Origin of the sequence: Prodigiosinella aquatilis (genome assembly GCA_030388725.1) — a bacterium.
In the GTDB taxonomy this organism is placed as follows: domain Bacteria; phylum Pseudomonadota; class Gammaproteobacteria; order Enterobacterales; family Enterobacteriaceae; genus Prodigiosinella; species Prodigiosinella aquatilis.
In genome coordinates, this window is record CP128857.1 from 1,379,265 (window position 1) to 1,405,084 (window position 25,820).

At 45.9% G+C, this 25,820-nt stretch carries 19 protein-coding genes, 1 other RNA gene and 1 pseudogene; 13 read left to right on the forward strand and 8 right to left on the reverse strand.

Going from position 1 to position 25,820, the window contains the following annotated elements:
- The first annotated feature begins 84 nt into the window (after positions 1 to 84).
- The 6 genes from clpP to PCO85_06525 all read left to right on the forward strand — a co-directional run bounded on the left by clpP (position 85) and on the right by PCO85_06525 (position 7,822).
- Entirely contained in the window at positions 85 to 708 is a 624-nt protein-coding gene (gene clpP / locus PCO85_06500) for an ATP-dependent Clp endopeptidase proteolytic subunit ClpP (protein ID WJV55067.1), read from the forward strand.
- A gap of 166 nt (positions 709 to 874) precedes the next feature.
- Positions 875 to 2,149, forward strand: a complete 1,275-nt coding sequence (gene clpX, locus PCO85_06505; GenBank protein ID WJV55068.1) for an ATP-dependent protease ATP-binding subunit ClpX — start codon at positions 875 to 877, stop codon at positions 2,147 to 2,149.
- Between the two features lie 190 nt (positions 2,150 to 2,339).
- Positions 2,340 to 4,700, forward strand: coding sequence for an endopeptidase La (gene lon / locus PCO85_06510; protein WJV55069.1), 2,361 nt, complete (start codon positions 2,340 to 2,342; stop codon positions 4,698 to 4,700).
- A gap of 202 nt (positions 4,701 to 4,902) precedes the next feature.
- Positions 4,903 to 5,175 (forward strand): nucleoid-associated protein HU-beta, encoded by a 273-nt coding sequence (hupB, locus tag PCO85_06515; protein WJV55070.1) that lies wholly within the window; start codon positions 4,903 to 4,905, stop codon positions 5,173 to 5,175.
- 250 nt (positions 5,176 to 5,425) lie between these two features.
- On the forward strand, positions 5,426 to 7,303 hold the full coding sequence (gene ppiD, locus PCO85_06520; protein ID WJV55071.1) for a peptidylprolyl isomerase: 1,878 nt from the start codon (positions 5,426 to 5,428) through the stop codon (positions 7,301 to 7,303).
- A gap of 141 nt (positions 7,304 to 7,444) precedes the next feature.
- Positions 7,445 to 7,822 (forward strand): helix-hairpin-helix domain-containing protein, encoded by a 378-nt coding sequence (locus PCO85_06525; GenBank protein ID WJV55072.1) that lies wholly within the window; start codon positions 7,445 to 7,447, stop codon positions 7,820 to 7,822.
- Positions 7,823 to 8,158: 336 nt separating this feature from the next.
- Here the strand turns inward: PCO85_06525 and queC are convergent, their stop codons facing one another.
- Both queC and PCO85_06535 read right to left on the reverse strand, forming a co-directional pair.
- Complete coding sequence (queC, locus tag PCO85_06530) at positions 8,159 to 8,851, reverse strand: 7-cyano-7-deazaguanine synthase QueC (GenBank protein ID WJV55073.1); 693 nt, start codon at positions 8,849 to 8,851, stop codon at positions 8,159 to 8,161.
- Between the two features lie 128 nt (positions 8,852 to 8,979).
- Positions 8,980 to 10,044 carry a PLP-dependent cysteine synthase family protein gene (locus PCO85_06535; GenBank protein WJV55074.1) on the reverse strand — a complete coding sequence of 355 codons (1,065 nt, stop codon included), beginning with the start codon at positions 10,042 to 10,044 and terminating at the stop codon, positions 8,980 to 8,982.
- 117 nt (positions 10,045 to 10,161) lie between these two features.
- On the opposite strand from PCO85_06535, the gene PCO85_06540 reads away from it, so the two are divergent.
- The 5 genes from PCO85_06540 to amtB all read left to right on the forward strand — a co-directional run bounded on the left by PCO85_06540 (position 10,162) and on the right by amtB (position 16,225).
- Entirely contained in the window at positions 10,162 to 10,623 is a 462-nt protein-coding gene (locus tag PCO85_06540; GenBank protein ID WJV55075.1) for an Lrp/AsnC family transcriptional regulator, read from the forward strand.
- Positions 10,624 to 10,708: 85 nt separating this feature from the next.
- The gene (locus tag PCO85_06545; protein ID WJV55076.1) at positions 10,709 to 12,478 is read left to right on the forward strand and encodes a SmdA family multidrug ABC transporter permease/ATP-binding protein; all 1,770 of its coding nucleotides are present in this window, start codon (positions 10,709 to 10,711) and stop codon (positions 12,476 to 12,478) included.
- Positions 12,471 to 14,255: a SmdB family multidrug efflux ABC transporter permease/ATP-binding protein gene (locus PCO85_06550; protein WJV55077.1), complete on the forward strand. Its 1,785-nt coding sequence runs from the start codon at positions 12,471 to 12,473 to the stop codon at positions 14,253 to 14,255. The genes PCO85_06545 and PCO85_06550 overlap by 8 nt, the downstream gene beginning before the upstream one ends.
- A 303-nt stretch (positions 14,256 to 14,558) precedes the next feature.
- Complete coding sequence (glnK, locus tag PCO85_06555; GenBank protein ID WJV55078.1) at positions 14,559 to 14,897, forward strand: P-II family nitrogen regulator; 339 nt, start codon at positions 14,559 to 14,561, stop codon at positions 14,895 to 14,897.
- A gap of 41 nt (positions 14,898 to 14,938) precedes the next feature.
- Positions 14,939 to 16,225 carry an ammonium transporter AmtB gene (amtB, locus tag PCO85_06560; protein WJV55079.1) on the forward strand — a complete coding sequence of 429 codons (1,287 nt, stop codon included), beginning with the start codon at positions 14,939 to 14,941 and terminating at the stop codon, positions 16,223 to 16,225.
- An 80-nt stretch (positions 16,226 to 16,305) separates the two neighbouring features.
- Here the strand turns inward: amtB and tesB are convergent, their stop codons facing one another.
- Both tesB and PCO85_06570 read right to left on the reverse strand, forming a co-directional pair.
- On the reverse strand, positions 16,306 to 17,169 hold the full coding sequence (tesB, locus tag PCO85_06565; protein ID WJV55080.1) for an acyl-CoA thioesterase II: 864 nt from the start codon (positions 17,167 to 17,169) through the stop codon (positions 16,306 to 16,308).
- A gap of 384 nt (positions 17,170 to 17,553) precedes the next feature.
- On the reverse strand, positions 17,554 to 17,874 hold the full coding sequence (locus PCO85_06570; protein ID WJV55081.1) for an MGMT family protein: 321 nt from the start codon (positions 17,872 to 17,874) through the stop codon (positions 17,554 to 17,556).
- A 154-nt stretch (positions 17,875 to 18,028) separates the two neighbouring features.
- Between PCO85_06570 and ffs the strand changes: the two genes are divergently transcribed.
- Positions 18,029 to 18,125, forward strand: an RNA gene (gene ffs / locus PCO85_06575) — signal recognition particle sRNA small type.
- A 355-nt stretch (positions 18,126 to 18,480) separates the two neighbouring features.
- Here ffs and PCO85_06580 read toward each other — a convergent pair.
- Together PCO85_06580 and tomB are read right to left on the reverse strand one after the other, a co-directional pair.
- Positions 18,481 to 18,684, reverse strand: a complete 204-nt coding sequence (locus PCO85_06580; protein WJV55082.1) for an HHA domain-containing protein — start codon at positions 18,682 to 18,684, stop codon at positions 18,481 to 18,483.
- Between the two features lie 53 nt (positions 18,685 to 18,737).
- Entirely contained in the window at positions 18,738 to 19,106 is a 369-nt protein-coding gene (gene tomB / locus PCO85_06585) for an Hha toxicity modulator TomB (protein ID WJV55083.1), read from the reverse strand.
- Positions 19,107 to 20,399: 1,293 nt separating this feature from the next.
- On the opposite strand from tomB, the pseudogene PCO85_06590 reads away from it, so the two are divergent.
- Positions 20,400 to 21,350: pseudogene (locus PCO85_06590) on the forward strand (transposase).
- A 63-nt stretch (positions 21,351 to 21,413) separates the two neighbouring features.
- Here PCO85_06590 and PCO85_06595 read toward each other — a convergent pair.
- Positions 21,414 to 24,560, reverse strand: a complete 3,147-nt coding sequence (locus PCO85_06595) for an efflux RND transporter permease subunit (GenBank protein ID WJV55084.1) — start codon at positions 24,558 to 24,560, stop codon at positions 21,414 to 21,416.
- A gap of 16 nt (positions 24,561 to 24,576) precedes the next feature.
- Positions 24,577 to 25,761 carry an efflux RND transporter periplasmic adaptor subunit gene (locus PCO85_06600; protein WJV55085.1) on the reverse strand — a complete coding sequence of 395 codons (1,185 nt, stop codon included), beginning with the start codon at positions 25,759 to 25,761 and terminating at the stop codon, positions 24,577 to 24,579.
- Positions 25,762 to 25,820: the final 59 nt, after the last annotated feature.

The following is a 25,820-nucleotide window of genomic DNA, read 5'->3' on the forward strand; positions in this document are numbered from 1 at the left end:
CTGGATGCCTGAGCATGGTCTTCACTCTATATCTCAAGTAGAATCAGGCGATATACGCCGAATGTATTTATCTAGGAGACATTAATGTCATACAGTGGCGAACAAGAAACACAAGCTCCACATATGGCTCTGGTGCCGATGGTGGTTGAGCAGACTTCGCGTGGAGAGCGTTCTTACGATATTTATTCACGATTACTGAAGGAACGTGTGATTTTCCTGACTGGTCAGGTAGAAGATCACATGGCAAACCTGATTGTGGCTCAGATGCTGTTTTTGGAAGCCGAAAATCCTGAAAAGGACATCTACCTGTATATTAACTCTCCAGGCGGGGTCATTACTGCCGGTATGTCGATTTATGACACCATGCAGTTTATTAAACCGGATGTTAGCACCATTTGTATGGGGCAGGCTGCATCAATGGGGGCATTCTTGTTGACGGCTGGTGCCAAAGGCAAGCGTTTCTGTTTACCTAACTCACGGGTGATGATTCATCAGCCGTTGGGAGGATTTCAGGGACAGGCCACAGATATTGAAATCCATGCCACAGAAATCCTTAAAGTGAAAGCAAGGATGAATAAATTAATGGCCACTCATACGGGACGGTCTCTTGAATCGATAGAAAGAGATACTGAGCGAGATCGTTTCCTCTCCGCTAATGAAGCGGTAGACTACGGTTTGGTAGATTCCGTATTAACCCATCGTGAATAATGTTATGCGCGAGGGAGTGGTTTGTAGTAGTTAGAATCAGTGTTCGGCCGAATAGTCTGTTGTGCGAGTCGTTGTTGCGCGTATTGGCTAGAAATGTCGGTGATCGCTGTGGCGCTATCGCTGTATGGTTGTCCTGCGGGCAAGAGACTAAAGAAGAGGTTTACTGATGACAGATAAGCGCAAAGACGGTTCAGGAAAGTTGCTGTACTGCTCTTTCTGCGGCAAAAGCCAGCACGAGGTTCGTAAGCTGATTGCCGGGCCGTCAGTGTATATCTGCGATGAATGTGTTGACTTGTGTAACGACATTATTCGCGAAGAGATTAAAGAGGTGGCCCCGCATCGTGAACGTAGTGCGCTACCAACGCCACACGAAATTCGTCACCACCTGGATGATTATGTCATCGGTCAGGAACCGGCGAAAAAAGTACTGGCAGTCGCGGTATACAATCACTACAAGCGCTTACGGAACGGTGACAGTAAGAATGGTATTGAGCTGGGTAAGAGTAACATTCTGCTGATTGGCCCAACCGGTAGCGGTAAAACGCTATTGGCAGAAACGCTGGCACGTTTTCTGGATGTCCCCTTCACCATGGCGGATGCTACTACGCTTACCGAAGCCGGTTACGTAGGTGAAGATGTCGAAAATATTATCCAGAAACTGTTGCAAAAATGTGATTACGATGTACAGAAGGCACAGCGTGGTATTGTCTATATTGACGAAATTGACAAAATTTCTCGTAAATCAGACAACCCATCTATCACTCGTGATGTCTCGGGTGAAGGGGTTCAGCAGGCGCTGTTGAAACTGATTGAAGGCACTATTGCAGCGGTTCCTCCTCAGGGGGGGCGTAAACACCCCCAACAGGAATTTTTACAGGTAGATACGTCTAAAATTCTGTTTATCTGCGGTGGTGCTTTTGCTGGTCTGGACAAGGTTATTGAACAGCGTACCGATACTGGGCGTGGTATCGGTTTTGGTGCCACAGTCAAAGGTCCGTCACAGAAAGTGACGGAAGGTGAGCTGTTAAGCCAGGTTGAACCGGGTGATCTAATCAAGTTTGGTTTGATTCCTGAGTTTATTGGCCGTTTGCCTGTTGTCGCGACATTGAAAGAGCTAGATGAGAAGGCGCTGATCCAGATTTTGCGTGAACCGAAGAATGCTTTGACCAAACAGTATCAGGCACTGTTTAAACTGGAGGGTGTGGATCTGGAGTTTCGTGATGAAGCACTGACAGCAATTGCCAAGAAAGCAATGGCTCGTAAAACAGGAGCACGTGGTCTTCGTTCCATCGTTGAAGCTGCTTTACTGGATACTATGTACGATCTGCCTTCTCTGGAAAATGTTGATAAAGTTGTGATTGATGAATCAGTCATCGCTGACCAATCTGAACCGCTGCTGATTTACGGTAAACCGGAAGCTCAGCAGGCCTCTGGCGAATAAATAGCCGAAAAAATGAAACTAAGCGATAAAATGGGGGGGTTTATCCCCCCCATTCGTTTTTACGCGTATTCTGGTCGTTGAATGTAAGACATTTATCCCCATATACTCGATACCTAGAGGTGAAACCCGTGATGACCGAGTTTCACGAGATTCCCTTAACCTGGCGGAAATGAAACTAAGAGAGAGCTCTATGAACCCTGAGCGTTCCGAACGCATAGAAATCCCCGTATTGCCATTGCGCGATGTGGTGGTTTATCCGCACATGGTCATTCCGTTGTTTGTTGGTCGGGAGAAATCGATTCGGTGCCTTGAAGCCGCCATGGATCATGATAAAAAAATCATGTTGGTGGCGCAGAAAGATGCATCAACGGATGAGCCAAGTGTTAACGATCTTTTCTCGGTGGGGACGGTAGCCTCCATTCTTCAGATGCTGAAATTGCCCGATGGCACTGTTAAGGTACTGGTAGAAGGCCTACAGCGAGCTCGTATTACGACGTTATCTGACAGCGGTGAGCATTTTGCTGCTCAGGCCGAGTATCTGGATTCGCCGGCAATTGAAGAGCGTGAGCAAGAAGTTCTCATGCGCACGGCTATTAATCAGTTTGAAGGCTACATCAAGCTGAATAAAAAAATCCCTCCTGAGGTACTTACCTCACTGAACAGCATTGAAGATGCAGCTCGTCTTGCTGATACGATAGCGGCGCATATGCCGCTGAAGTTGGCGGATAAGCAGTCTGTACTGGAAATGTCAGATGTGACCGAGCGTCTGGAGTACCTGATGGCGATGATGGAATCGGAAATCGACTTGTTACAAGTTGAAAAACGGATCCGTGGCCGCGTTAAGAAACAGATGGAAAAAAGCCAGCGTGAGTATTACCTGAATGAGCAGATGAAGGCTATTCAGAAGGAACTGGGTGAAATGGATGATACGCCCGATGAGCATGAAGCGCTGAAACGTAAGATTGATGCCGCTAATATGCCGAAAGAGGCGCGGGAGAAAACCGAAGCTGAGTTGCAGAAGTTGCGGATGATGTCGCCGATGTCTGCTGAAGCGACAGTGGTTCGTAGCTATATTGACTGGATGATCCAGGTTCCTTGGCATGCGCGCAGTAAAGTGAAAAAAGATTTGGTTAAGGCACAGGAAACGCTGGATACCGATCATTATGGTCTGGAACGTGTTAAGGATCGTATTCTGGAATACCTTGCTGTTCAAAGTCGCGTGAGTAAAATCAAGGGGCCCATTCTGTGTCTGGTCGGGCCTCCGGGAGTGGGTAAAACATCCTTGGGTCAATCTATTGCCAAAGCGACCGGGCGTAAGTATGTCCGTATGGCGTTAGGCGGAGTGCGTGATGAAGCAGAAATCCGCGGTCATCGACGGACTTATATTGGTTCAATGCCAGGTAAATTGATCCAAAAAATGGCGAAGGTGGGGGTGAAAAACCCACTGTTCTTATTGGATGAGATCGACAAAATGTCTTCGGACATGCGTGGTGATCCAGCATCGGCATTGTTAGAAGTACTTGATCCTGAACAAAATGTGGCATTTAACGATCATTATCTGGAAGTCGATTATGACCTTTCTGATGTGATGTTTGTTGCGACATCCAACTCCATGAATATTCCGGCACCACTGCTGGACCGTATGGAAGTGATTCGTTTGTCCGGTTATACCGAAGACGAAAAGCTCAATATCGCTAAAAAGCATTTGATGCCAAAGCAGATTGAGCGCAATGCGCTGAAGAAAGGTGAGTTGACCGTTGAGGATAGTGCTATTACTGGCATTATTCGTTATTACACTCGAGAAGCGGGTGTGCGTAATCTGGAACGAGAGCTCTCCAAACTATGCCGTAAGGCAGTGAAAACATTACTGATGGATAAATCTGTCAAGCATATTGAAGTCACTGGCGATAATCTGAAGGACTTTCTGGGTGTACAGCGTTATGACTATGGCCGGGCAGATGATGAAAATCGAGTCGGTCAGGTAACCGGGCTGGCCTGGACGGAAGTGGGTGGGGACTTGCTGACTATCGAAACGGCTAGTGTGCCAGGTAAAGGGAAGTTGACCTATACCGGTTCATTGGGTGAAGTGATGCAGGAATCCATTCAGGCAGCGCTGACAGTAGTAAGAGCCCGAGCAGATAAACTGGGTATCAATGCGGATTTCCATGAGAAACGGGATATCCATGTACATGTGCCCGAGGGGGCAACGCCAAAAGACGGTCCAAGTGCGGGGATTGCCATGTGTACCGCGCTGGTATCTTGTCTGACGGGGAACCCGGTTCGAGCGGATGTGGCCATGACTGGTGAGATTACGCTACGTGGGTTGGTTTTGCCCATTGGTGGATTGAAGGAAAAACTGTTGGCAGCTCATCGCGGTGGGATTAAAACAGTGTTGATTCCTGAAGAGAATAAACGTGATCTGGAAGAAATTCCACAGAATATCATTGCTGACTTGGATATTCATCCAGTGAAATGCATTGAGGAAGTTCTGTCTATAGCATTGCTGAATGCACCTTATGGTATGCAAGTGGTCACAGCTACGGCCAAATAGTGACCTATAGCAAAAACCATTGATAAAATAAGGGCTGGTAGGTGAAATGATGCTTGCCAGCCTTTTTTTGTACCGCTAATTTAGAGCACTGTTAGGTTTATCGATAACGTTTGGGATGACTTGACAGAATCTATATGAAAGTTACGTATCGTGTTTTTAAAAAAGACATCATGATTACAAGATTTCAGAGGGGGATGAAAGTGTGAACAAGTCACAATTGATCGATAAAATTGCCGCAGATGCTGATATTTCCAAAGCGGCAGCAGGGCGGGTGTTAGATGCAATTATCGGGTCTGTTACCGAATCTCTGAAAACAGGAGATGATGTTGCTTTGGTGGGATTTGGCACTTTTTCTGTGCGTGAACGCGCAGCACGTACTGGCCGCAACCCACAGACTGGAAAAGAAATTAGTATCCCGGCAGCAAAAGTGCCGGGCTTTCGTGCCGGTAAAGTGCTGAAGGATGCAGTTAACTGATCATTGAACAGAAAAGCTCTGGGAATGCTGGTTTCTCCCGGAAACATTACCTGACGCAAAGTTACTGGTAGGGTAAGATAGAGGGCACGCCATTTTATGGTGTGCCTTTTTTACTGATAGTCAGGATTATTATTATCAGTCAAAAGGTTGAATGCGCCCTAGCCGGTTTCGGCTATAGCAATAGCAAGGACGTATGGCTACGGCTTGCGCAGGGAGTTTTATCCATTCTACAGCGGAGTGTTGTCACATTATGATGGACAATTTACGCGCGGCCGCTAATAACGTCGTGCTTAAAATTATTCTGGCCTTGATCATCGGTTCATTTGTGTTGACTGGCGTAGGCAGTTACCTGGTTAGTGGCTCAGGTGATTATGCTGCGAAGGTTAATGGACAGGAAATTTCCCGTGCTCAACTGGAGCAATCGGTACAGAACGAGCGTAGCCGTCAGCAGGAAATGCTGGGGGACAATTTTTCCGCTTTGGCTGGTAACGATGGTTACATGAAGCAGATGCGTAATCAGGTATTGTCACAATTGATCGATGAAGTGTTGTTGGATCAGTATGCACATAAGCTTGGTTTGAGCATTAGCGATGAGCAAGTTAAACAGGCGATTTTTGCAGTGCCCGCATTCCAGACCAATAATCGGTTTGATAACGAAAAATACCTGGCTCAGGTTCGTCGTCTTGGTCTGACAGCCGATGCTTACGCTCAATTATTACGCAAACAGTTGATTACACAGCAATTGATTCATGGACTAGGTAATACCGATTTTCTGTTACCGAAGGAAATCGATAACTTGATTTCTATGGCGGCACAGGACCGGACTATTCGTACTGCGACTATCAATATTGCTGATCGTGCGAAAACCCAAACGGTTACCGATGAAGAGATACAGAACTTCTATAATCAGAACAAGAGTCGTTATCTCGCGCCTGAACAGTTTAAAGTCAGCTATATCATGCTGGATGCTGCCGCTATCATGGATAAAACCACGGTAGATGATGCAGCCGTTACTCAGTATTACGATCAGCATAAAAGCGATTTTTCTCAGCCAGAGCGTAAGAGATATAGCGTGATTCAGGTTAAAAGTGAATCTGATGCTAACGCTGTTCTGGATAAGCTGAAGAAAGGGGCTGATTTTGCTACCTTGGCTAAAAAAGAATCGACAGATGTCATTTCTCGTCTTAAGGGTGGTGATCTGGGCTGGATGGATGCTGATTCCACGGTGGATGAACTGAAACAGGCTAACCTGACGAAGAAGGGCCAATTATCTGGTGTGATCAAGTCTTCAGTCGGTTATCTGATTGTTCGGTTGGATGACATTCAGCCTCAGCGTATCAAGCCACTGAATGATGTCAGAGACGAGGTGGTTGCCAAGGTTAAGCGCGAGAAGGCGCTGGATGCATATTATGCGTTGCAGCAGAAAGTGAGTGACGCTGCCACCAATGATAACGAATCTTTGGCATCGGCTGAGCAGGTTTCAGGCACCAAAGCTATATCGACGGGTTGGTTTACACGTGACAAGCCGCCAGCAGCGCTGAATTTCCAACCGGTAACCCAGGCTATTTTTGGCGGTTCCCTGTTAGGTGAAAATGGTGCGCCGGGCAATAACTCTGATGTCATCACCGTTGATGGTGATCGTGCTTTTGTTCTTCGGATCACTGATCATAAAGCTGAAACTACTCAACCACTGGACCAGGTTCATGATCTGGTGGTTCAGACCCTGAAGCGTCAGAAAGCGGAGCAACAGGCCCGGGTAGAAGCTGAAAAAATTCTGGTCGATCTGAAACAAGGCAAGGATGATAGTCTCAAGGCCGCAAGCTTGAGTTTCAGCGAACCAAGAACTATGTCCTCTGTTGCTCAGAATGATGTGATGGCTGAGTCTGTTTTCTCTTTGCCACATCCGCAGAAGGATAAACCTTCTTATGGAATTGCTCAGGATCAGGCCGGTAATATTGTGTTGGTAGCGCTAGATAGCGTTAAGCCGCACACCCTGGAAGAACAACAGAAAACGCAGTTTGTTTCCCAGCTTGAACAAGGGGCTGTTGGCACACTGTTTGATTCGCTGATTAGCAGCCTGCGTAGCAAAGCAACAATCAAACTGGGTAGAGTCGTCCAGGAACAGTAATCGTCCTCGCAAACATTTGCAAATCTCTGCAATAAACAAAGGCCGCTTTCGCGGCCTTTTCCACATTTTAACTTTGAGGTTTGCTGATTATCTGACGTTGCGGCAATGTGATGATGCTGTCAAACACAAGGAGGAAACAGCATGAAAAAGTCAGGAATAAAAGCGCTTTGCCTGATTGTTGGAATGGGATTATCTGGTTTAACGGTAATGGTACAAGCCACTACGGTTGAACAGAAAGGTGCACTGGAAAAATCATCGGAGGTTATGAGATCGTCTGTACCAAAACAGAAACTGGAAAAAGCAATCATAGCTGACAGCGATGAAGACGAGGTAAATATCAATACGGCAACAGCAGAGCAACTGGCGGCGATTATGAATGGGGTCGGCTTGAAAAAAGCACAAGCTATTGTTACCTACCGTGAACAAAATGGTCCTTTTACCCAGATAGAACAACTACAGGAGGTTCCAGGGATTGGTGCCTCGCTAGTCGGACGGAATCTGTCTCGTTTAAAACTGTGATATCGTTCGCGGCCTGGTGTGGCAGATTCACCTGGCTGCGAACCTTTGTCGTGCGTATCAAGTGAACAGGTTCTTTCCTGAGACGACTATTGTAAGACAACACAAACCCATATCACTGTTCGTGGCTATAATATTGGGCATTTCATCATGTAAACAGTGCTTTCTACCTGCCTTGAGGCAGTACGTTTGGAGGATATTCGTCCGGTCCATTCTCCGGAGAATGGACCAAATTGTGTTTGAGATTACAGCCATCTCAGATAATAGATGAGAGAGTCATATCAAAGGACGGTGTTCAGACTAGACAGTGATAATTGTCTGAACGTCTTTGTATAATTACTACAAGCCTGTCTTATGGCGCAGTGATGCCATGACCCCAACGGGGTCCCGATGGTATTCTTCCAGACCTTTGGCGCGTAAGTGGCAGGCTGCACAGTGGCCGCACCCTTCACCTTTGATACCGTTGTAACAAGTCAGTGTATTATTTCTGACCGTATCCAACTGATGGTAGTAATCGGCCAAGGCCCAGGTTTCAGCCTTATTCAGCCACATTAAAGGTGTTACGAAACGAATATCTTTGGCTAACCCGAGAGCAATTGCCTGATTAAGCGCTTTGACAAATTCGTCTCGGCAGTCTGGGTAGCCGGAAAAATCCGTTTCACAAACACCAGTGATTACGGTTTCGGCACCAACTTGATAGGCATAAATTGAGGCTAGCGTCAGAAACAGAATATTACGTCCGGGAACGAAAGTACTGGGAAGTCCCTGAAGGTCGGCTTCAAATTCAGGTACCGGAATGTTGTCACGGGTCAGGCTGCTTATGGCTAATTCATTAAGTAAACCGACATCAAGCACCTTATGCGATCTGGTTCCCAGTTGTTGTGCGAGCGTTTTGGCTACTTCAATCTCAGCTCGATGACGTTGTCCATAGTCGAAGGTAACGCAATGGACTTCATCATATTGCTTCAGTGCCTGTATCAGGCAGGTCGTGGAATCCTGTCCACCACTAAAAACAACAACTGCGCTTTTCATTCTGATTCACCTTACCGGGGATGGGTCTCCATGCTGTTATATAACGTCGGTCATATAACTTCACGTATCATAGAAAAAGATATGGTACCTGAAAACTCTCCCGCTGTTCAGAGAAGGATTCTAGGGGATCAAACCGGTGTGAATTCATCGGTGGTTTTTTCTGCTAATTGTTGGAAATAAGGTGCAATATTGCCGATGTTCTCCGCTACCCAGTAAGGGTTGTAGTAGGTATCCAGATAACGCTCACCACTGTCACACAGTAGGGTAACGATAGAACCCCCGCGTCCTTCATCTACCATTCTTTTAGCCAGTTGTAACATCCCCCAGACATTGGTTCCGGTGGACGGACCGACTTTGCGGCCCAGAATACTTTCCAGCCAGTAAATAGTGGCGATGCTGGCAACATCGGGTACTTTGATCATTTCATCAATAACGCTTGGGATGAACGACGGCTCCGCACGTGGGCGACCAATTCCTTCAATACGGCTGCTATACTGACCGGTAATCATGGGATCTTTATGCTGATAACAGTCATAAAATACCGAGTTTTCCGGATCTACGACGACCAATTGTGTATCCAGTCCCTTGTAGCGAATGTAACGTCCTAATGTGGCCGAGGTACCCCCAGTGCCGGCGCTCATGACCAGATAATCGGGTACTGGAAATGGTTCACGGGACATTTGCCGGTAAATGCTATCGGCGATGTTATTGTTACCACGCCAATCGGTTGCTCGTTCTGCATAGGTGAACTGGTCCATGTAATGACCATTCAGGTCTCGGGCGAGTTGTTCTGAAACCGCGTAAATCTGTCTGGACTGTTCGACAAAATGGCAACTGCCACCGTAAAACGCAATTTGTTCCACCTTGCGTTTTGCGGTACATGCAGGCATGACGGCAATAAACGGTAACCCTAACAGGCGGGCAAAATAGGCTTCTGAAACAGCAGTACTGCCTGAAGATGCCTCAATGATCGGGGTGTTTTCTTTTATCCAGCCGTTGCTTAAGCCGTAGAGGAACAGTGAGCGAGCCAACCGATGTTTCAGGCTGCCGCTGGGGTGAGTGCTCTCATCTTTTAAATAAAAATAAATACCGGGATAGTGTGGTAATGTCACGCGGATCAAATGGGTATCTGCCGAACGTTGATAGTCTGCTTCAATGGTGCTGATGGCTTCTTTTATCCAGGTGTTGGTCATAATGAAAAACTCTGTTGGCAACGATAGCAGTAGCGTAACGGTTACTCAGGAAAAAAAGATTGCCTTTTTCACTGCATATGCACTAAATAGGAGAAATATTTTCTATTGGGTGACGGAATGTTAGATAAAACTGACCGTACTTTACTCTCGTTGTTGCAACAGGACTGTACCTTGTCATTGCAAGTGCTGGCAGATGCAGTGAATCTGACGTCGACACCTTGCTGGAAACGCCTTAAGCGTCTTGATGAAGATGGGTACATCCGGGCGCGTGTGGCATTGCTGGATAGCGATCGACTTGGATTGGTGTTGACGGCATTTGTCTTGCTGAAAACTCAGCAGCATAACAGTTCCTGGTATCGTGAGTTCACCAGTTTTGTTTCGGATATGCCAGAAGTTTTGGCATTTTACAGGATGGCTGGCGAGTATGATTATCTGATGCAGGTTCAGGTAGCTGATATGAAGAGCTATGATAATTTTTACAAGCGGCTGGTTAATGGTATTCCCGGTCTGGTGGATGTAACTTCCAGTTTTGCTATGGAACGTATAAAACATACTACTGCTTTGCCGCTTCAGATATAAAATCTATCAGTTATCAGCTTTATGTATAATATTTCTCTATTCAATATAACAACGACGCTTGCTTAGCAACTGGAATTAAGACTGCGTGAGACTTTTTACTCAACTTGGATGGTATTTTCGCCGCGAATGGAAACGATATCTGAGCGCGGTAATACTGTTAATCATTATTGCCATTCTGCAATTATTGCCACCTAAAGTAGTTGGAATTATTGTTGATGGCGTTACTCAAAATACCATGTCTGCTGCAGCTATCACTCGGTGGATTGGTATTCTTCTGCTTACGGCAATTATTATTTACCTGCTCCGGTACTTATGGAGCGTGTTGTTGTTTAGTGCGTCCTACCAGTTGGCGGTAGAACTGCGCAAAGATTTTTATTGCCAGTTAAGTCGCCAGAACCCCGCTTTTTATTTGCATCACCGTACGGGTGATTTGATGGCCCGCGCCACTAATGATGTGGATCGCGTAGTGTTTGCTGCGGGTGAAGGTGTCTTGATGCTGGTTGATTCACTGGTGATGGGATGCGCAGTTCTGGTTGTAATGTGTACTCAGATCAGTTGGCAACTGACGTTATTGGCATTAGTACCAATGCCGGTAATGGCAATGGTAATCAAGTATTATGGTACGCAGCTCCATCAGCGTTTTAGAGCGGCGCAGGCTGCGTTCTCCTCATTGAACGATCAAACGCAGGAAAGCCTGACCAGTATCCGAATGATTAAAGCTTTTGGTCTGGAAGATTATCAGTCACATCGCTTTGCTCTGGTTGCTGCGGATGCGGGGGAAAAAAATATCCATGTTGCCCGCGTTGATGCCCGCTTTGACCCCACTATTTATATTGCGGTTGGTTTTTCAAACTTGCTGGCTATCGGTGGGGGGAGTTGGCTCGTGATTAATGGTTCGTTGACGCTGGGGCTATTAACCAGCTTTGTGATGTATTTAGGACTGATGATTTGGCCGATGTTGGCACTGGCCTGGATGTTCAATATCGTTGAGAGAGGTAGCGCAGCGTACAGCCGTATACGACAGTTACTCTCGGAGGAGCCGGTTGTTGCAGATGGTAACTGCTCACTTCCCGCAAGCGCAGGAACCTTGGTGGTGGATATTCAATCATTCCATTATCCCGACCATACTCAATCGGTGCTTAACCACGTTAGTTTTACCTTGAAACCAGGCGATGTTCTGGGGTTATGTGGTCAGACTGGTTCAGGGAAAAGTACCTTACTGTCGTTACTTTTGCGTTATTTCGATGTTGAGCAAGGTGAAATTCATTATCACCAGACGCCATTGCGTCAGATATCACTGGATGACTTGCGTCACCGCTTTGCTGTTGTCGGACAAACGCCCTTTCTGTTCTCTGATACAGTAGCGAATAATATTGCATTGGGAAGGCCGGATGCTACTCAGCAGCAAATCGAAGAGGCAGCTCGTTTAGCCAGTGTACATGACGATATTTTACGTTTACCTCAAGGATATCAGACTGAAGTCGGAGACAAGGGGGTGATGTTGTCTGGGGGGCAAAAACAGCGTATTGCCATCGCCCGTGCCTTGTTGCTAAAAGCTGAGATATTGGTGCTGGATGATGCGTTGTCAGCTGTTGATGGTCGTACTGAGCATCGCATTTTGCACAACCTTCGCCAGTGGGGTGAAAAACGAACGTTAATTATCTGTGCTCATCGGCTTTCAGCATTGACCAATGCCGATGAAATTTTAGTTCTTCAGCAGGGAAGTATTGTGCAACGAGGAAATCATCAGGCGTTATCACAGCAGGCAGGTTGGTATCGGGACATGTATCGTTATCAGCAATTGGAAGCGGCGTTGGACGACTTACCTGTTGATGGGGAAAAGAAAGATGGATAATTCCCATCCATTATGGCCGACGCTGAAACGATTGCTTGCGTATGGTTCTCCATGGCGTAAACCACTAGCCCAAGGTGTGTTGATGTTATGGATTGCTGCTGCGGCTGAAGTCACCGGACCAGCATTAGTCAGTTATTTCATTGACCAACTGGTAGCGAAAGGGAAGTTCCCGCTGTTGATAGTCACGGGCCTGACCGTGGCTTATGTGCTTTTACAGGTGCTGGCTGCAACATTGCACTATTTTCAGGCCATCGTGTTCAATCGTGTTTCGGTTGGCGTGGTGCAGCAGTTGCGAATTGATGTTATGGATGCTGCGTTGCGCCAGCCGCTGTCTACATTTGATACACAACCTGTTGGGCAACTGATTTCCCGTGTCACCAATGATACTGAAGTGGTAAAAGATCTTTATGTGATGGTGGTTTCCACCGTATTACGCAGTGCTGCTTTGATTGGTGCAATGCTGGTGGCAATGTTCAGCCTGGATTGGCGTATGGCTTTAGTGGTTTTAGCTATTTTCCCGGCAGTTATCATTGTGATGATAATTTATCAACGCTACAGCACGCCTATCGTTCGTCGGATGCGTAGCTATCTGGCAGATATTAATGACGGCTTTAATGAAGTTATTAATGGTATGAATGTTATCCAGCAATTCCGTCAGCAAATCCGTTTCGGTGAAAAGCTGAATTCTGCAAGTCAGTTACATTATCAGACACGTGTGCAAACACTGAGGTTGAACGGCTTTTTGTTGCGTCCACTGATGAGCCTGTTTTCAGCGCTGGTGCTATGTGGTTTATTGATCCAGTTCGGTTTCAGTTCCATCGGTTCTGTTGGCGTCGGGGTTCTGTATGCTTTTGTTAACTATCTGGGGCGTTTGAATGAGCCATTGATAGAACTGACGACACAACAATCTATGTTGCAGCAGGCTGTAGTGGCGGGTGAGCGAATTTTTGAACTGATGGATGGGGCTCAGCAGCAGTACGGTAGCGATCAACAGATGCTCGCCAGCGGGCGTATTGATATTGATGATGTCACATTTTCCTATCATGCAGGGAAACCAGTATTACAACATATCTCTTTTACCGTACCCGAACGCGGCTTTGTTGCATTGGTCGGGCATACTGGTAGCGGTAAAAGTACATTGGCAAATTTGCTGATGGGATATTACCCGCTTGATAGTGGGGAGATTCGTCTTGACGGCCGACCATTGTCAACACTGTCTCATCAGGTTTTGCGCCATAATGTGGCTATGGTACAGCAGGATCCAGTGGTGCTGGCGGATTCAATGTACGCTAACGTGGCATTAGGACGTGCTATCAGTGAAGAAAAAGTCTGGGCAGCACTGGAAGCTGTTCAGCTTGACGAACTGGTTCGCCGAATGCCGGAAGGTATCCATAGTCGTATTGGAGAACAGGGCAATAACCTTTCTGTGGGACAGAAACAGTTATTGGCGTTAGCTCGAGTGTTGGTGCAAGCGCCAAAGATCCTGATCCTTGATGAAGCCACGGCTAATATTGATTCCGGGACGGAGCAGGCTGTTCAACAGGCACTAAAGCTTATCCGCGAACAAATCACACTGATTGTAATTGCACATCGGCTATCGACCATTGTAGACGCAGATAGCATCCTGGTGCTCCATCATGGAAAGATGGTGGAGCAGGGTACACATGGACAGTTACTTACCCTTCAGGGTCGCTATTATCAAATGTATCAACTGCAATTGGCGGGGAAAGAGCTCACAGCCACGGAACGACATGAAACTATTACCGAGCTCTCTTGAGTCCCTGTGGTCTTTCTTCAGTGCAAAGACACGCACCATAAATTAGCAGCTGTTTCTTTTTTGCCTCCTTAAGATGCACTGCAATTAGGCGTATTGCACCAAAATAGTGCTACCAGAATGTACTATATTCTTCTCTAGTGCTCATATTATAAACCATCATCTGTTTGTTAACGTGAGCCTGTCATGTTTTACCGCTTTGGTTAAGATAAATCATTTTATGGCACACCATTTGCTTTATTGATGGCGTATACACATTTGATAGTGACGGGCGAAGGCCTGGACTTAATGGTTAGGGAGATGAGGATGAAACTGGTTACTGTAGTGATTAAACCGTTCAAGCTGGAAGATGTACGTGAGGCTTTATCTTCTGTGGGCATCCAGGGGCTTACCGTCACTGAGGTGAAAGGGTTCGGACGTCAAAAAGGGCATGCGGAGCTGTATCGTGGTGCAGAGTACAGTGTTAACTTTTTGCCGAAAGTGAAAATCGATATTGCTATTGCTGACGATCAGCTTGATGAGGTCATTGATGTGATCAGTAAAGCGGCTTATACCGGAAAAATTGGCGACGGTAAGATTTTCGTCGCTGAATTACAGCGTGTTATCCGCATCCGTACCGGCGAAACTGACGAAGCCGCACTATAACAACTACCTGATTTGGTTTTATGAATAGGGATGAGTGAAAAATGAAGAAACTTTCTTTCTCGTTGAGCCTCGGTATGGCAGCCATGCTCCCCACATGGGCGATGGCAGATACAGTTGCTATTGATAAAGCGGATAACGCTTTTATGATGATCTGTACCGCTCTGGTACTTTTCATGACTATACCTGGTATTGCATTGTTTTACGGTGGTTTAAACCGTTCTAAAAACGTGTTATCCATGCTGACTCAAGTAATGGTGTCGTTTGCTTTAGTTTGTATCCTGTGGGTAGTTTATGGATATAGTATTGCATTTAGTTCAGGCAATGCGTTCTTCGGTAGCCTGACTAACTTTATGCTGAATGGCATTAATATTAACTCGCAGAGCGGGACGTTCTACCAGTTTATTCACGTCGCTTACCAAGCTTCGTTTGCCTGTATTACTGTTGGCCTGGTTATTGGTGCTATTGCAGAACGTATCCGTTTCTCTGCTGTGCTGATTTTCGTTGCGATTTGGTTCACGTTGTCTTACCTGCCGATGACACATATGGTCTGGGGTGGTGGTTATCTGGCGGCTGATGGTGCACTGGATTTTGCCGGTGGTACGGTTGTGCATATTAATTCTGCTGTTGCCGGCCTGGTTGGCGCATTATTGTTGGGTAAACGAGTTGGATTTGGTAAAGAAGCATTTAAACCACACAACTTGCCAATGGTATGTATCGGTTGCGCTATTTTGTACATTGGTTGGTTTGGTTTTAACGCCGGTTCGGCCAGCGGTGCCAACAGTATCGCTGCACTAGCATTCTTGACTACTGTGATTGCAACCGCTGCCGCTATTCTGGCATGGGTGTTTGGTGAGTGGGTTGCTCGAGGCAAACCTTCTTTACTTGGCGCTTGCTCTGGTTGTATCGCCGGTCTGGTGGCTATCACGCCTGCTGCAGGTACTGTTGGTATCGGCGGTGCAATGATCATCGGTCTGGCTGGAGGTTTCGCAGGTCTGTGGGGCGTGACGGTATTGAAGAGATGGTTACGTGTCGATGATCCGTGTGATGTGTTCGGTGTTCATGGCGTCTGTGGTATTGTCGGTTGCATCCTGACTGGCGTGTTCACTTCTGCCTCACTGGGTGGTACGGGCTATGCTGAAGGTGTAACCATGACTCATCAGGTGTGGGTGCAGCTATTCAGCGTCGTCGTTTGTATTGTATGGTCTGGCGTCGCCGCATTTATTTCTTTCAAAGTTGCGGATATGGCTGTTGGATTGCGCGTACCGGAAGAACAGGAACGCGAAGGTCTGGATGTGAACAGCCATGGTGAGAATGCATACAACCAGTAATCGTTAATTATCCCAAGGCGTGGGACTTCACTCCTTTACCATTAAACCACCTCTAGCAGGTGGTTTTTTATGTCTGAATTTTAAACACTATGACGGCGTATTACACCTTCCTGAACGCTGGAGGCAACCAAGATACCATCACGGGAGTAGAACTGTCCGCGGACGAATCCTCTGGATCCAGAAGCAGAAGTACTTTCTACTGAATAAAGCAGCCAATCATCTAAGCGAAAAGGGCGGTGGAACCACATTGAATGATCGATGGTGGCGACTTGCATCCCCGGTTCCATAAACCCAACACCGTGAGGCTGTAATGCCGTCAATAAGAAGTTGCAATCTGACGTGTAGCCCAACAGATACTGGTGTGTCCGTTCATCGTCCGGCATGTCGCCATTGGCTTTGCACCATACATTCCTGCATGGTTTCTCTACTTCGCCTTTGAAAGGGTTGTGAAATTTTACCGGACGTATCTCAATGGGCCTTTCGCGAGTAAACTTGTCGCTGAATTGTTCAGGTAACAGATGCGATATGCTTCGTACAATCTCTTGTTCGGAAAGTAGCCCCTCTGGTAATGGGACCTGAGGCATGACATTTTGGTGTTCGAATCCGACCTCTCGGTTTTGGAAAGAGGCGGTCATATAAAAAATAGGCCTTCCATTCTGGATGGCGCGAATGCGTCTGGTACTGAAATTATTTCCATCACGTAATTTTTCTACGTCATAAATAATCGGTTTTTGACTATTTCCAGGTAATAAAAAGTAGCAGTGAAAGGAGTGAACGAATCTTTCAATGGGAACTGTCTGTTTCGCAGCTGAAAGCGCCTGTCCTACAACTTGTCCTCCAAATACTTGCCGTAATCCAAGATCCTCACTTTGTCCGCGAAATAGCCCCTCCTCAAGTTTCTCCAAATTAAGCAGATTAAGCAGATTCTGCAATGCCTGACTCATAGTTTTATCCTTATAAATAAGATGTCTATAAAAAAGCAAATTGACTGGAATAGTAGCTATAAGAGAGTTCCACATGAGGAGATTATAATCAGACAATAAGAAAAAGAGACCTGTCACATGAAATTATGATCTACCTTGGGTGGTATCGCATTTTCAATTATACTCGCTGGGGAGGGGAATCGTCGTTATGATAGGGCTTCCAACCTACAGGGTCCCTGTAATCTTAACTTTCAGTGTCCTATCCTGTATCGCAAGGCCTGCTCCAACTAGACCTCTGGCGATACGGATGCATAACCTATAATAATTCTTTGCATGATCTGTTTATTTAACTTCAGCGTAATAACCTTGAGCCACGACCCTGATGCTATACACTCTGAAGGAAATCTAGGATGTGTACTGCCAACGGAAGAGATGTAAATTTATTTTGTTTGTTTCATCAAATTGAATCCCTTCGGCTACAAGTGCGTTTTTTTGTCGCAGATAGTCGTTACCTATCAACGATATTTCCCCCTTACGATTAATAACCCGGTGCCATGGTAGCTTGGTGCATTCAGGGAGATTTTTCAATATTCCGCCAACCTGACGAGCTGCTCGTGGGGAGCCTGCCAAACATGCAATATCCCCGTAGGTGGCAATCTTTCCATAGGGAATGGCCGAAACAATATGAAAAACGCGTTGACGAAAATTATCCTTATTGTTAGGCATTGTAAGTCTCATACTGATTTAGATGATAAAATAGGAAGTATAATACGGGTAGCGAGTAAGAAAACAGCGATTAGATGATGTAGGCTTGCAATTACATAGTCCATCACAGATAATGCCCACCGCTTTACACTAGTTGAGCTGTCAATGGGGGCTCTGTCGGTTCTCCCGCAACACTACTCTGTGAATTCGGTCAGGTCCGGAAGGAAGCAGCCGCAGCAGACGATGTGTGTGCCGGGATGTAGCTGGCAGGGCCCCCACCATTTTTGTAATGTCAATTTCAGTCTTTCTCCGTTCGTGACTAACGACAGCGATTCTTTAATCGTTATTCAGTCGTAAATGGTTTTTGGTACGCTTATCGCATAATATAAAAAACAAAATTTTTATTTATCAATGCTGTTGGCAGGATGCATTTGACAAAAAAGAAGTGATTATATTGTCTGTATTGGTTAAGTCATAATTTAAAAGTAGAACAATACATTATCGATTCTCTCATACAGTTTGTTACAACTTTTGCTATAACACTACATAGCCTATAAAAACAAAAGCCGATATTGATACCGGCCCAGTGTATTTAGCGCTGCTAATGCTCTCGCAATTAATTAACAACTAGCGTACGTATTTCCAAACAGCAACAGGAACCTTGTCATAAAGCTTATTCATAGTCAGCTCGGCCAGGCGGTGGTCAGCTGCAGAATAGAACATTTCCAACTCATCGTTTGAAAGTTCATACTTGTTTTTTTCAATAACACGTTCAAGTGTGTCGATGGAGGTGCATTTACGTAAACGCATCAAATAATCTATTTTTTTCATAATAACCTTTATGAATTTTCCTGGATTAGAATAAGTATAAGACAAATTATTGCTTAAGTTTTGACTGCCGTACAGATGCTCTTTTCCGAGAACATTCTGAATAATTGTGACCTGGATTTCTGCCATCTACGTAACTCGCCATCATTGATGCCATAGTTACTAAAAAGAATATAGGTATCGTCTAGGTATTTTTCAACCCGCTCGCAAAGTTCTTCGTCGTTCGGGTATTTAATTTTATAGGTGACAATAAATGCAGCTATATGTTCAATAAGTTCATTTAGCTGAAGATTGACAGCAGATGTAGGGTCATTAACCCAGCCATGGCTGCTATCACCTAACGTAGCGATACTTTCATCGCGCAGATTTTCACATAAGAATCTGAGTTGGGCAATATCATAATGTTTAGGTGAGTACTCATCCATTTCAATCCCTCCGTTAAACCGCGATCAGTGTTACTAGGGTTAACACCTGCTAAACAGGTAGAGTGATGAATTGCAGAAGATAGAATGCCCCCTCAGTATGCCTCGAATTACTGGGTGAAGACCAAACAAAGGCGATGAGGTGAATGTTAAAGAATGACCCAACTTCACTATCAAAAATTATTCTGTCTTAACTATAGCAAAAAAATCAGTCTTACTTGTACCTTGGTGTCATTTTTTGTACCTAACATTGCTATCGGGGTTGCCCCATTTTTCCACATTGCAGTATATTAATCGGCCATTGTCTAATTTTATTTACCTTTTTTTACCTTTAATCCGTGATTGGGTACCGGTTATTTGGTTGAGCTTATATGTCTGTCTCGCCGATGAGTATCAATAAAAAGTAAAAAATATTTATCCTATTGTTTTATAAATAATTAAAATAAAAGAGAAACGCTATACTGGTACATCTCTTTAATGGTTATCTGTTCAGCCACATTATCACCATTTCTTTTTTCCATCGTATGGTGTGGAATCGAAGGTTTGTTTTACAAATTACACCGCGATGCTCGTATCGTTGAACAGCAATACAATCTTTATGAGGTGTTTTAGCTGCATGGTGTGCGCTTAGTACCTGCATGGATAGTGCTAGGATTTCAAAAGTCAGCCAAAGCATTTCGAGAGCGCCGGTAGCGCGTCCTACTGTGAAACATTATTTCTGTTTTCCCGTGTAGTAAGGAGGTGAGACAAGGGAAATATCAACATTAACATATAATCGTCATCTTTCAAGTTGCAAGTGTGTTGGCTGCGTCCGTTTACCCGAATCATTTACCTGAGTACGCTCATTGAGACTCTCTCTTGCCGTCTTCCTGCATCTTGAAATCTATTGGGTATAGATATACATCTTTCCTTTCCGCTTAATGGGTTATGCATTAATCTTCGCTGGACCTACCTTGTAAAAAAATACAATCACTGATGTCATAAAATACCTTTGTACGATAGTTCGTCTGGATGACGGGTTTCATAAAGATGTTAATATAATGTTATAACATAACTTTTGTGTTGCTCTTTTTTGACTGATTGATCAACAATTGGATTTTAAAGTGAAAGAAAACGAGGTGTAGAAATATGGTTTGAAGCTTCAAGGCAAGGGGCGTAGGCGTTTTGTTGGCTTAAGTAGTGAATAAAAAAAGCTGCGTCAGCGCTGAGGGATCCCCAGTAATGGCGGGTAAAAGAGGACAGGCATAGCGTTATGTGATCTACTGATTGTTCCACCAATTCAATAAGATCATCTCTATGTCTGCCTGACAAGTATGCCAGAACTTTTTCCAGGGCGCTTTAGCCTCGTTTCACCAATATCGACAGAATGCCCTTCTCGATGCGACTGTGGCTTTAACGCGTGGCGCATCGCTCACCCTGACCCGTATCGGATGATATCTACCCAGGTCTGCACAGGTAAAAAACAAGACTAAACGCATTGACCGTTTGCTGGGGAATGTCCCACTTCACAGCGATACCCCACTGATATTCAAAAATACTACCTCACTACTGACTCAGCGACTTTCATTGTGTGTTATCGCTGTCGACTGGGAGGTTACCCTTCATAGACTTTCCATGTTCTGCGCGCCGATAGCCGCTCCCTCCCCCTGATGCGCCAGGTTGTCCCTTCTGACAAGCAGCAGAACTCCCAAATTCAAACGGCTTTTCTGGATGTGCTACACAATGCCATTGCGCCCGATAAGAAGGTCATTATTGTTGCTGATGCCGGGTTCCAGAATGCCTGGTTCCGGCATATCAAACACTGGGCTGGGATTTTATTGGGTGGGGGCGGGGAAATACCCTGCTGCGTCTATTTTCAGCAGCACAGACGAATTTAAGCCGCGTGGAGTGATGAAACTTTACAGCTACAGAGTGCAGATTGAGCAGAACTTTCGTGACGAGAAAAGCGAACGCTTTGGCTTTGGTCTGCGTGGTGGTCACAGTAGTACGTCAGGGTGCCTGTTGGTCCTGAGTCTGCTGGCGAGACTAGCCACAGCCGTACAGTGGTTGTTGGGCTGTGACGCTGAAAATAAAAGGTTACATCTGAGATATCAGGCCAACAGCGTAAAATCACGACGGGTTATCTATTATCTGACATTAGCGGAGAATGTCTTGCGACACTCTCCGCTGACATTAAAACAAACAGCATTGCACGCTGTTCTTAATCACCTCGCCAAAACCTACCGAAGTATGGTGTTGGTTTATTAGCGCTGATTTTGTGGGGATCCCTCAGCGCGTCATCGGCCTTTTAATCACTACTAATAGATATTTTTAATGGTGTTCTATAGATTGATCTACCACATCATTACCTTTCTTTTTATCGAAGCGGCGTCGAACGACAACAAAGAATACAGGCACAAAGTAAATGGCGAGTATTGTTGCCGTAATCATCCCCCCCATCACACCGGTGCCGACAGCATTCTGTGCGCCAGAACCAGCACCCGTGCTGATAGCGAGCGGAAGAACACCGAGAATGAAGGCCAATGATGTCATCAGAATAGGACGTAGACGCATACGGCTGGCATCCAACGTTGCTTCTATTAAACCCTTACCTTCTTTTTGCATCAGATCTTTGGCGAATTCGACGATCAAAATAGCATTTTTCGCTGAAAGCCCGATGGTGGTCAGCAGCCCTACCTTAAAGTAAACGTCATTTTCCAAGCCACGCATGCTGGTTGCAATAACCGCACCCAATACACCAAGAGGAACAACCAGCATAACTGAGAATGGGATAGACCAACTCTCATACAGCGCTGCCAGGCATAAGAACACGACAATGGCTGAAACAACGATCAATGCAGGAGCCTGGTTACCAGCCAAACGTTCCTGATAAGACATCCCGGTCCAGTCAAAGCCAATACCTTTCGGTAATTGCGATGCCAATTTCTCCATCATTGCCATTGCTTCACCAGTACTCTTACCCGGAGTAGCTTCACCCACCAGTTCAATAGAAGGTAAGCCGTTATAGCGTTCCAGACGAGGTGAGGCGTATTCCCAATGTGCTGATGAGAATGCGGAGAAAGGGACCATTTGCCCTGATGTGCCACGGACATACCAGTTCTGGATATCTTTGGGCAACATACGGAAAGGGGCATCAGCCTGAACATAAACTTTTTTCACCCTGCCACGATCAATGAAGTCATTGACGTAACTACCACCTAATGCAGTAGAAAGCGTTGAGTTAATATCAGAAATCGAGACTCCCAATGCCTCTGCTTTCTCCTGGTCGATGTCAATCCGATATTGCGGCGTATCTTCCATGCCATTCGGACGTACGCGTATCAACGTATCAGGATGTTGAGCAATCATTCCCAACAGTTGGTTACGAGCTGCCATCAATTTTTCATGGCCAAGATTACCCTCGTCAATGAGCTCGAAGTCAAATCCGCTGGCAGTGCCTAGCTCAACAATAGCCGGAATATTAAAAGGGATGACCAACGCTTCTTTAATCTGTGAAAGTGCGCCGTAAGCCCTTCCGATAATAGCACTAACTTTATTTTTCGAACCAGGACGTTCCTTCCAGTCTTTCAGGCTGGCAAACGCCAGACCCATGTTTTGGCCTCGACCAGCAAAACCAAAGCCATTAACAGTAAAAACGGACTTAACGTTATTTTTTTCATGCTCCAGATAGTAATTACTTACTTTGTCGAGAACTTTCTGTGTGCTTTCCTGTGTCGACCCGACAGGTAATTGCACCATGGTCAACAGAACCCCTTGATCTTCTTCTGGTAGGAAAGAGCTTGGTATCCGTGTAAACAACAGCCCCAAGCCCACCACGATAATCATATAAAGGAGAACATAGCGGCCGGTACTGTGCAGTATTCTGGCAACACTATCAGAATAGTGAGTGGTACTTTTTCCAAATAGTTTATTGAACCAACCAAATAAGCCTCTTTTTTCATCGTGACCATGATTGATGGTTGGCTGCAGAATTGTGGCACAAAGCGCAGGGGTTAGAATCAACGCCACTAACACTGAAAGCACCATGGCTGACACGATGGTTACAGAAAACTGTCGATAGATGGCCCCGGTTGAACCGCCAGAGAAAGCCATAGGAACGAATACAGCTGATAGAACAAGCGCGATGCCGACCAATGCCCCCTGAATCTGCCCCATCGATTTGCGTGTTGCTTCTTTGGGGGACAGACCTTCTTCGGTCATTATGCGTTCGACGTTTTCCACGACAACAATGGCGTCATCTACCAGCAGACCGATGGCTAGCACCATCGCGAACATTGTCAGTGTATTAATGGAATAACCAAACGCAGACAAAATCGCAAAAGTCCCTAACAATACTACCGGCACTGCAATAGTAGGAATCAGCGTTGCACGGAAGTTTTGCAAGAACAGATACATCACCAAAAACACCAGAACGATAGCTTCGATCAGGGTTTTCACTACCTCGTTGATCGAAATCGTAACGAAAGGTGTGGTGTCATAGGGGTAAACTACCTTCATCCCTGCCGGGAATTGCTGTTGCAGTTTTGCTATTTCCGCCTTTATAGCAGTGGCGGTATCTAACGCATTGGCTCCAGTAGCAAGTTTAATACCGAGACCAGAGGCTGGCTGACCATTGTAGCGTGCGACAGTACTGTAACTTTCCCCTCCCAGCTCTACTCTTGCTACGTCTTTAAGACGCACCTGAGAGCCATCCTTATTGACCCTAAGGATTATGTTAGAGAACTGCTCAGGGGAGTTAAGGCGAGTTTGCGCAATAATGGACGCATTCAGTTTTTGCCCTGGAACTGACGGAGTACCACCCAGTTGACCAGCGGCAATCTGGTTGTTTTGCACTGTAATGGCATTCACCACATCTGATGTGGTGAGCTGATAGTTATTCAGCTTGTTAGGATCGAGCCAGATGCGCATGGCATATTGGGCACCGAACAACTCAGTATCACCTACGCCCATTACACGGCTGATTGGGTCTTTAATAGTGGAGCCTATGTAGTCAGCAATATCCTGCTGAGTCATGTTTTTATCATCACTGATAAAACCGATAACCATCAGAAAGCTGCTGCTGGATTTCTGAACACTCACGCCTTGCTGTTGTACTTCCCGAGGAAGCAGCGGCATTGCCAACTGTAGCTTATTCTGTACCTGAACCTGGGCAATGTCGGGATTGGTTTTGGCATCAAAGGTCAGGGTAATTTGCGCTGTACCTGAAGAGTCACTACTGGAAGACATATACAGCAGATTATCGATACCATTCATATTCTGTTCGATAACCTGCGTGACACTGTCCTGAAGTGTTTTAGCATCAGCACCTGGATAAGATGCGGTGATCTGTACTGCTGGTGGTGCAATAGTCGGGTACTGCGCAACGGGCAGTTTAACAATTGCCAGCATCCCGGTAAGCATCACCATAATGGCGATTACCCATGCAAAGATGGGGCGATCTATAAAAAACTTAGCCATTGATTACCGGCTCCTGTTAAGACTTAGCGGGCTGTGACTGAGGTTGTTGGGTATTATCGGAGGTCACTTCCTGGGCTTTTACCTGGATACCTGGTCTGATTTTCTGCAGGCCAGAAACAATCACGCGATCACCAGATTTAACACCGGATGTCACCAGCCAGTTGTCTCCAATAGCCTGAGTGGCGACAATCGAGCGAACTTCTACTTTATTATCTTTATCCACCACCATTACTGTGGCATCACCGCGTGGTGTTCTGCTTACTCCCTGTTGAGGTACCAGAATGGCGTTGTTGTTTATACCGGAATCTAAACGCGCACGCACAAACATACCTGGCAGCAGGTTATGCTGTGGATTGGGAAATACGGCTCGCAGAGTAATAGAACCGGTGGTTTCATCTACAGTGACATCAGAAAACTCCAGCGTACCTTTTTGGGCATATTCAGTCCCATTTTCTAGTAATAATCGGACGTTGGCTTTCCCATTACTCTGCTCCAGTGTGCCGTCTTCCATCTCTCTTTTTAGACGCAAAAAATCGTTACTGGATTGGGTTACGTCAACATAGATTGGATCAAGCTGCTGAATAGTTGTTAAAGCTGTGGACTGACCGTTGGAAACCAGCGCACCTTCAGTGACGGTCGATTTACCGATTCGACCGGAGATCGGCGCGGTCACCCGCGTATAAGCCAGATTGATCTGTGCTGAATCCAGAGACGCTTTTGCGGCTTCTACTGATGCATCATCCTGACGAGCAGTAGCAACCGCCTGGTCATAATCCTGCTTGCTGATGTAATTGGTACCCAACAATGGTTTATAGCGCTTAACTGTCAGATGAGCGATTGCTGCGTTAGCCTGGGCCTGAGACAGTAAGGCTTTGGCATTGTTATACTGTGCCTGATAGGTAGCAGGATCAATTTGGTATAACGATGAGCCTGCCTTGACATCGCTGCCTTCTACGAAATTTCTTTTCAGGATAATACCGGTTACCTGAGGGCGAACTTCTGCAATACGATAAGCGCTCGTGCGCCCGGGGAGTTCTGTTGTGATATTGAGAGGTTGTGCCGCTACCGTGACGATGCCGACCTCAGGAAGGCTTTGATGTGCCCCCTGTTGGTTCCCTTTATTATCACATCCCGTGAGCACTAAGCCGCCAGAAAGCATCAGCACTGCTGCCAGAGGTGTAAGCCTTCTGTTTTTGTTCATAAATAAACCTCAAGTGTCCGATTTGAAATTGGTCAATGGATCACAAGCTTTTAAACCCA

Bases quoted from the DNA above. Each gene is read 5' to 3' on its own strand.
- clpP (WJV55067.1), top strand. From the start codon at position 85: ATGTCATACAGTGGCGAACAAGAAACACAAGCTCCACATATGGCTCTG.
- clpX (WJV55068.1), top strand. From the start codon at position 875: ATGACAGATAAGCGCAAAGACGGTTCAGGAAAGTTGCTGTACTGCTCT.
- lon (WJV55069.1), top strand. From the start codon at position 2,340: ATGAACCCTGAGCGTTCCGAACGCATAGAAATCCCCGTATTGCCATTG.
- ppiD (WJV55071.1), top strand. From the start codon at position 5,426: ATGATGGACAATTTACGCGCGGCCGCTAATAACGTCGTGCTTAAAATT.
- PCO85_06525 (WJV55072.1), top strand. From the start codon at position 7,445: ATGAAAAAGTCAGGAATAAAAGCGCTTTGCCTGATTGTTGGAATGGGA.
- queC (WJV55073.1), bottom strand. From the start codon at position 8,851: ATGAAAAGCGCAGTTGTTGTTTTTAGTGGTGGACAGGATTCCACGACC.
- PCO85_06535 (WJV55074.1), bottom strand. From the start codon at position 10,044: ATGACCAACACCTGGATAAAAGAAGCCATCAGCACCATTGAAGCAGAC.
- PCO85_06540 (WJV55075.1), top strand. From the start codon at position 10,162: ATGTTAGATAAAACTGACCGTACTTTACTCTCGTTGTTGCAACAGGAC.
- PCO85_06550 (WJV55077.1), top strand. From the start codon at position 12,471: ATGGATAATTCCCATCCATTATGGCCGACGCTGAAACGATTGCTTGCG.
- glnK (WJV55078.1), top strand. From the start codon at position 14,559: ATGAAACTGGTTACTGTAGTGATTAAACCGTTCAAGCTGGAAGATGTA.
- amtB (WJV55079.1), top strand. From the start codon at position 14,939: ATGAAGAAACTTTCTTTCTCGTTGAGCCTCGGTATGGCAGCCATGCTC.
- tesB (WJV55080.1), bottom strand. From the start codon at position 17,169: ATGAGTCAGGCATTGCAGAATCTGCTTAATCTGCTTAATTTGGAGAAA.
- PCO85_06570 (WJV55081.1), bottom strand. From the start codon at position 17,874: ATGCCTAACAATAAGGATAATTTTCGTCAACGCGTTTTTCATATTGTT.
- PCO85_06580 (WJV55082.1), bottom strand. From the start codon at position 18,684: ATGAAAAAAATAGATTATTTGATGCGTTTACGTAAATGCACCTCCATC.
- tomB (WJV55083.1), bottom strand. From the start codon at position 19,106: ATGGATGAGTACTCACCTAAACATTATGATATTGCCCAACTCAGATTC.
- PCO85_06595 (WJV55084.1), bottom strand. From the start codon at position 24,560: ATGGCTAAGTTTTTTATAGATCGCCCCATCTTTGCATGGGTAATCGCC.
- PCO85_06600 (WJV55085.1), bottom strand. From the start codon at position 25,761: ATGAACAAAAACAGAAGGCTTACACCTCTGGCAGCAGTGCTGATGCTT.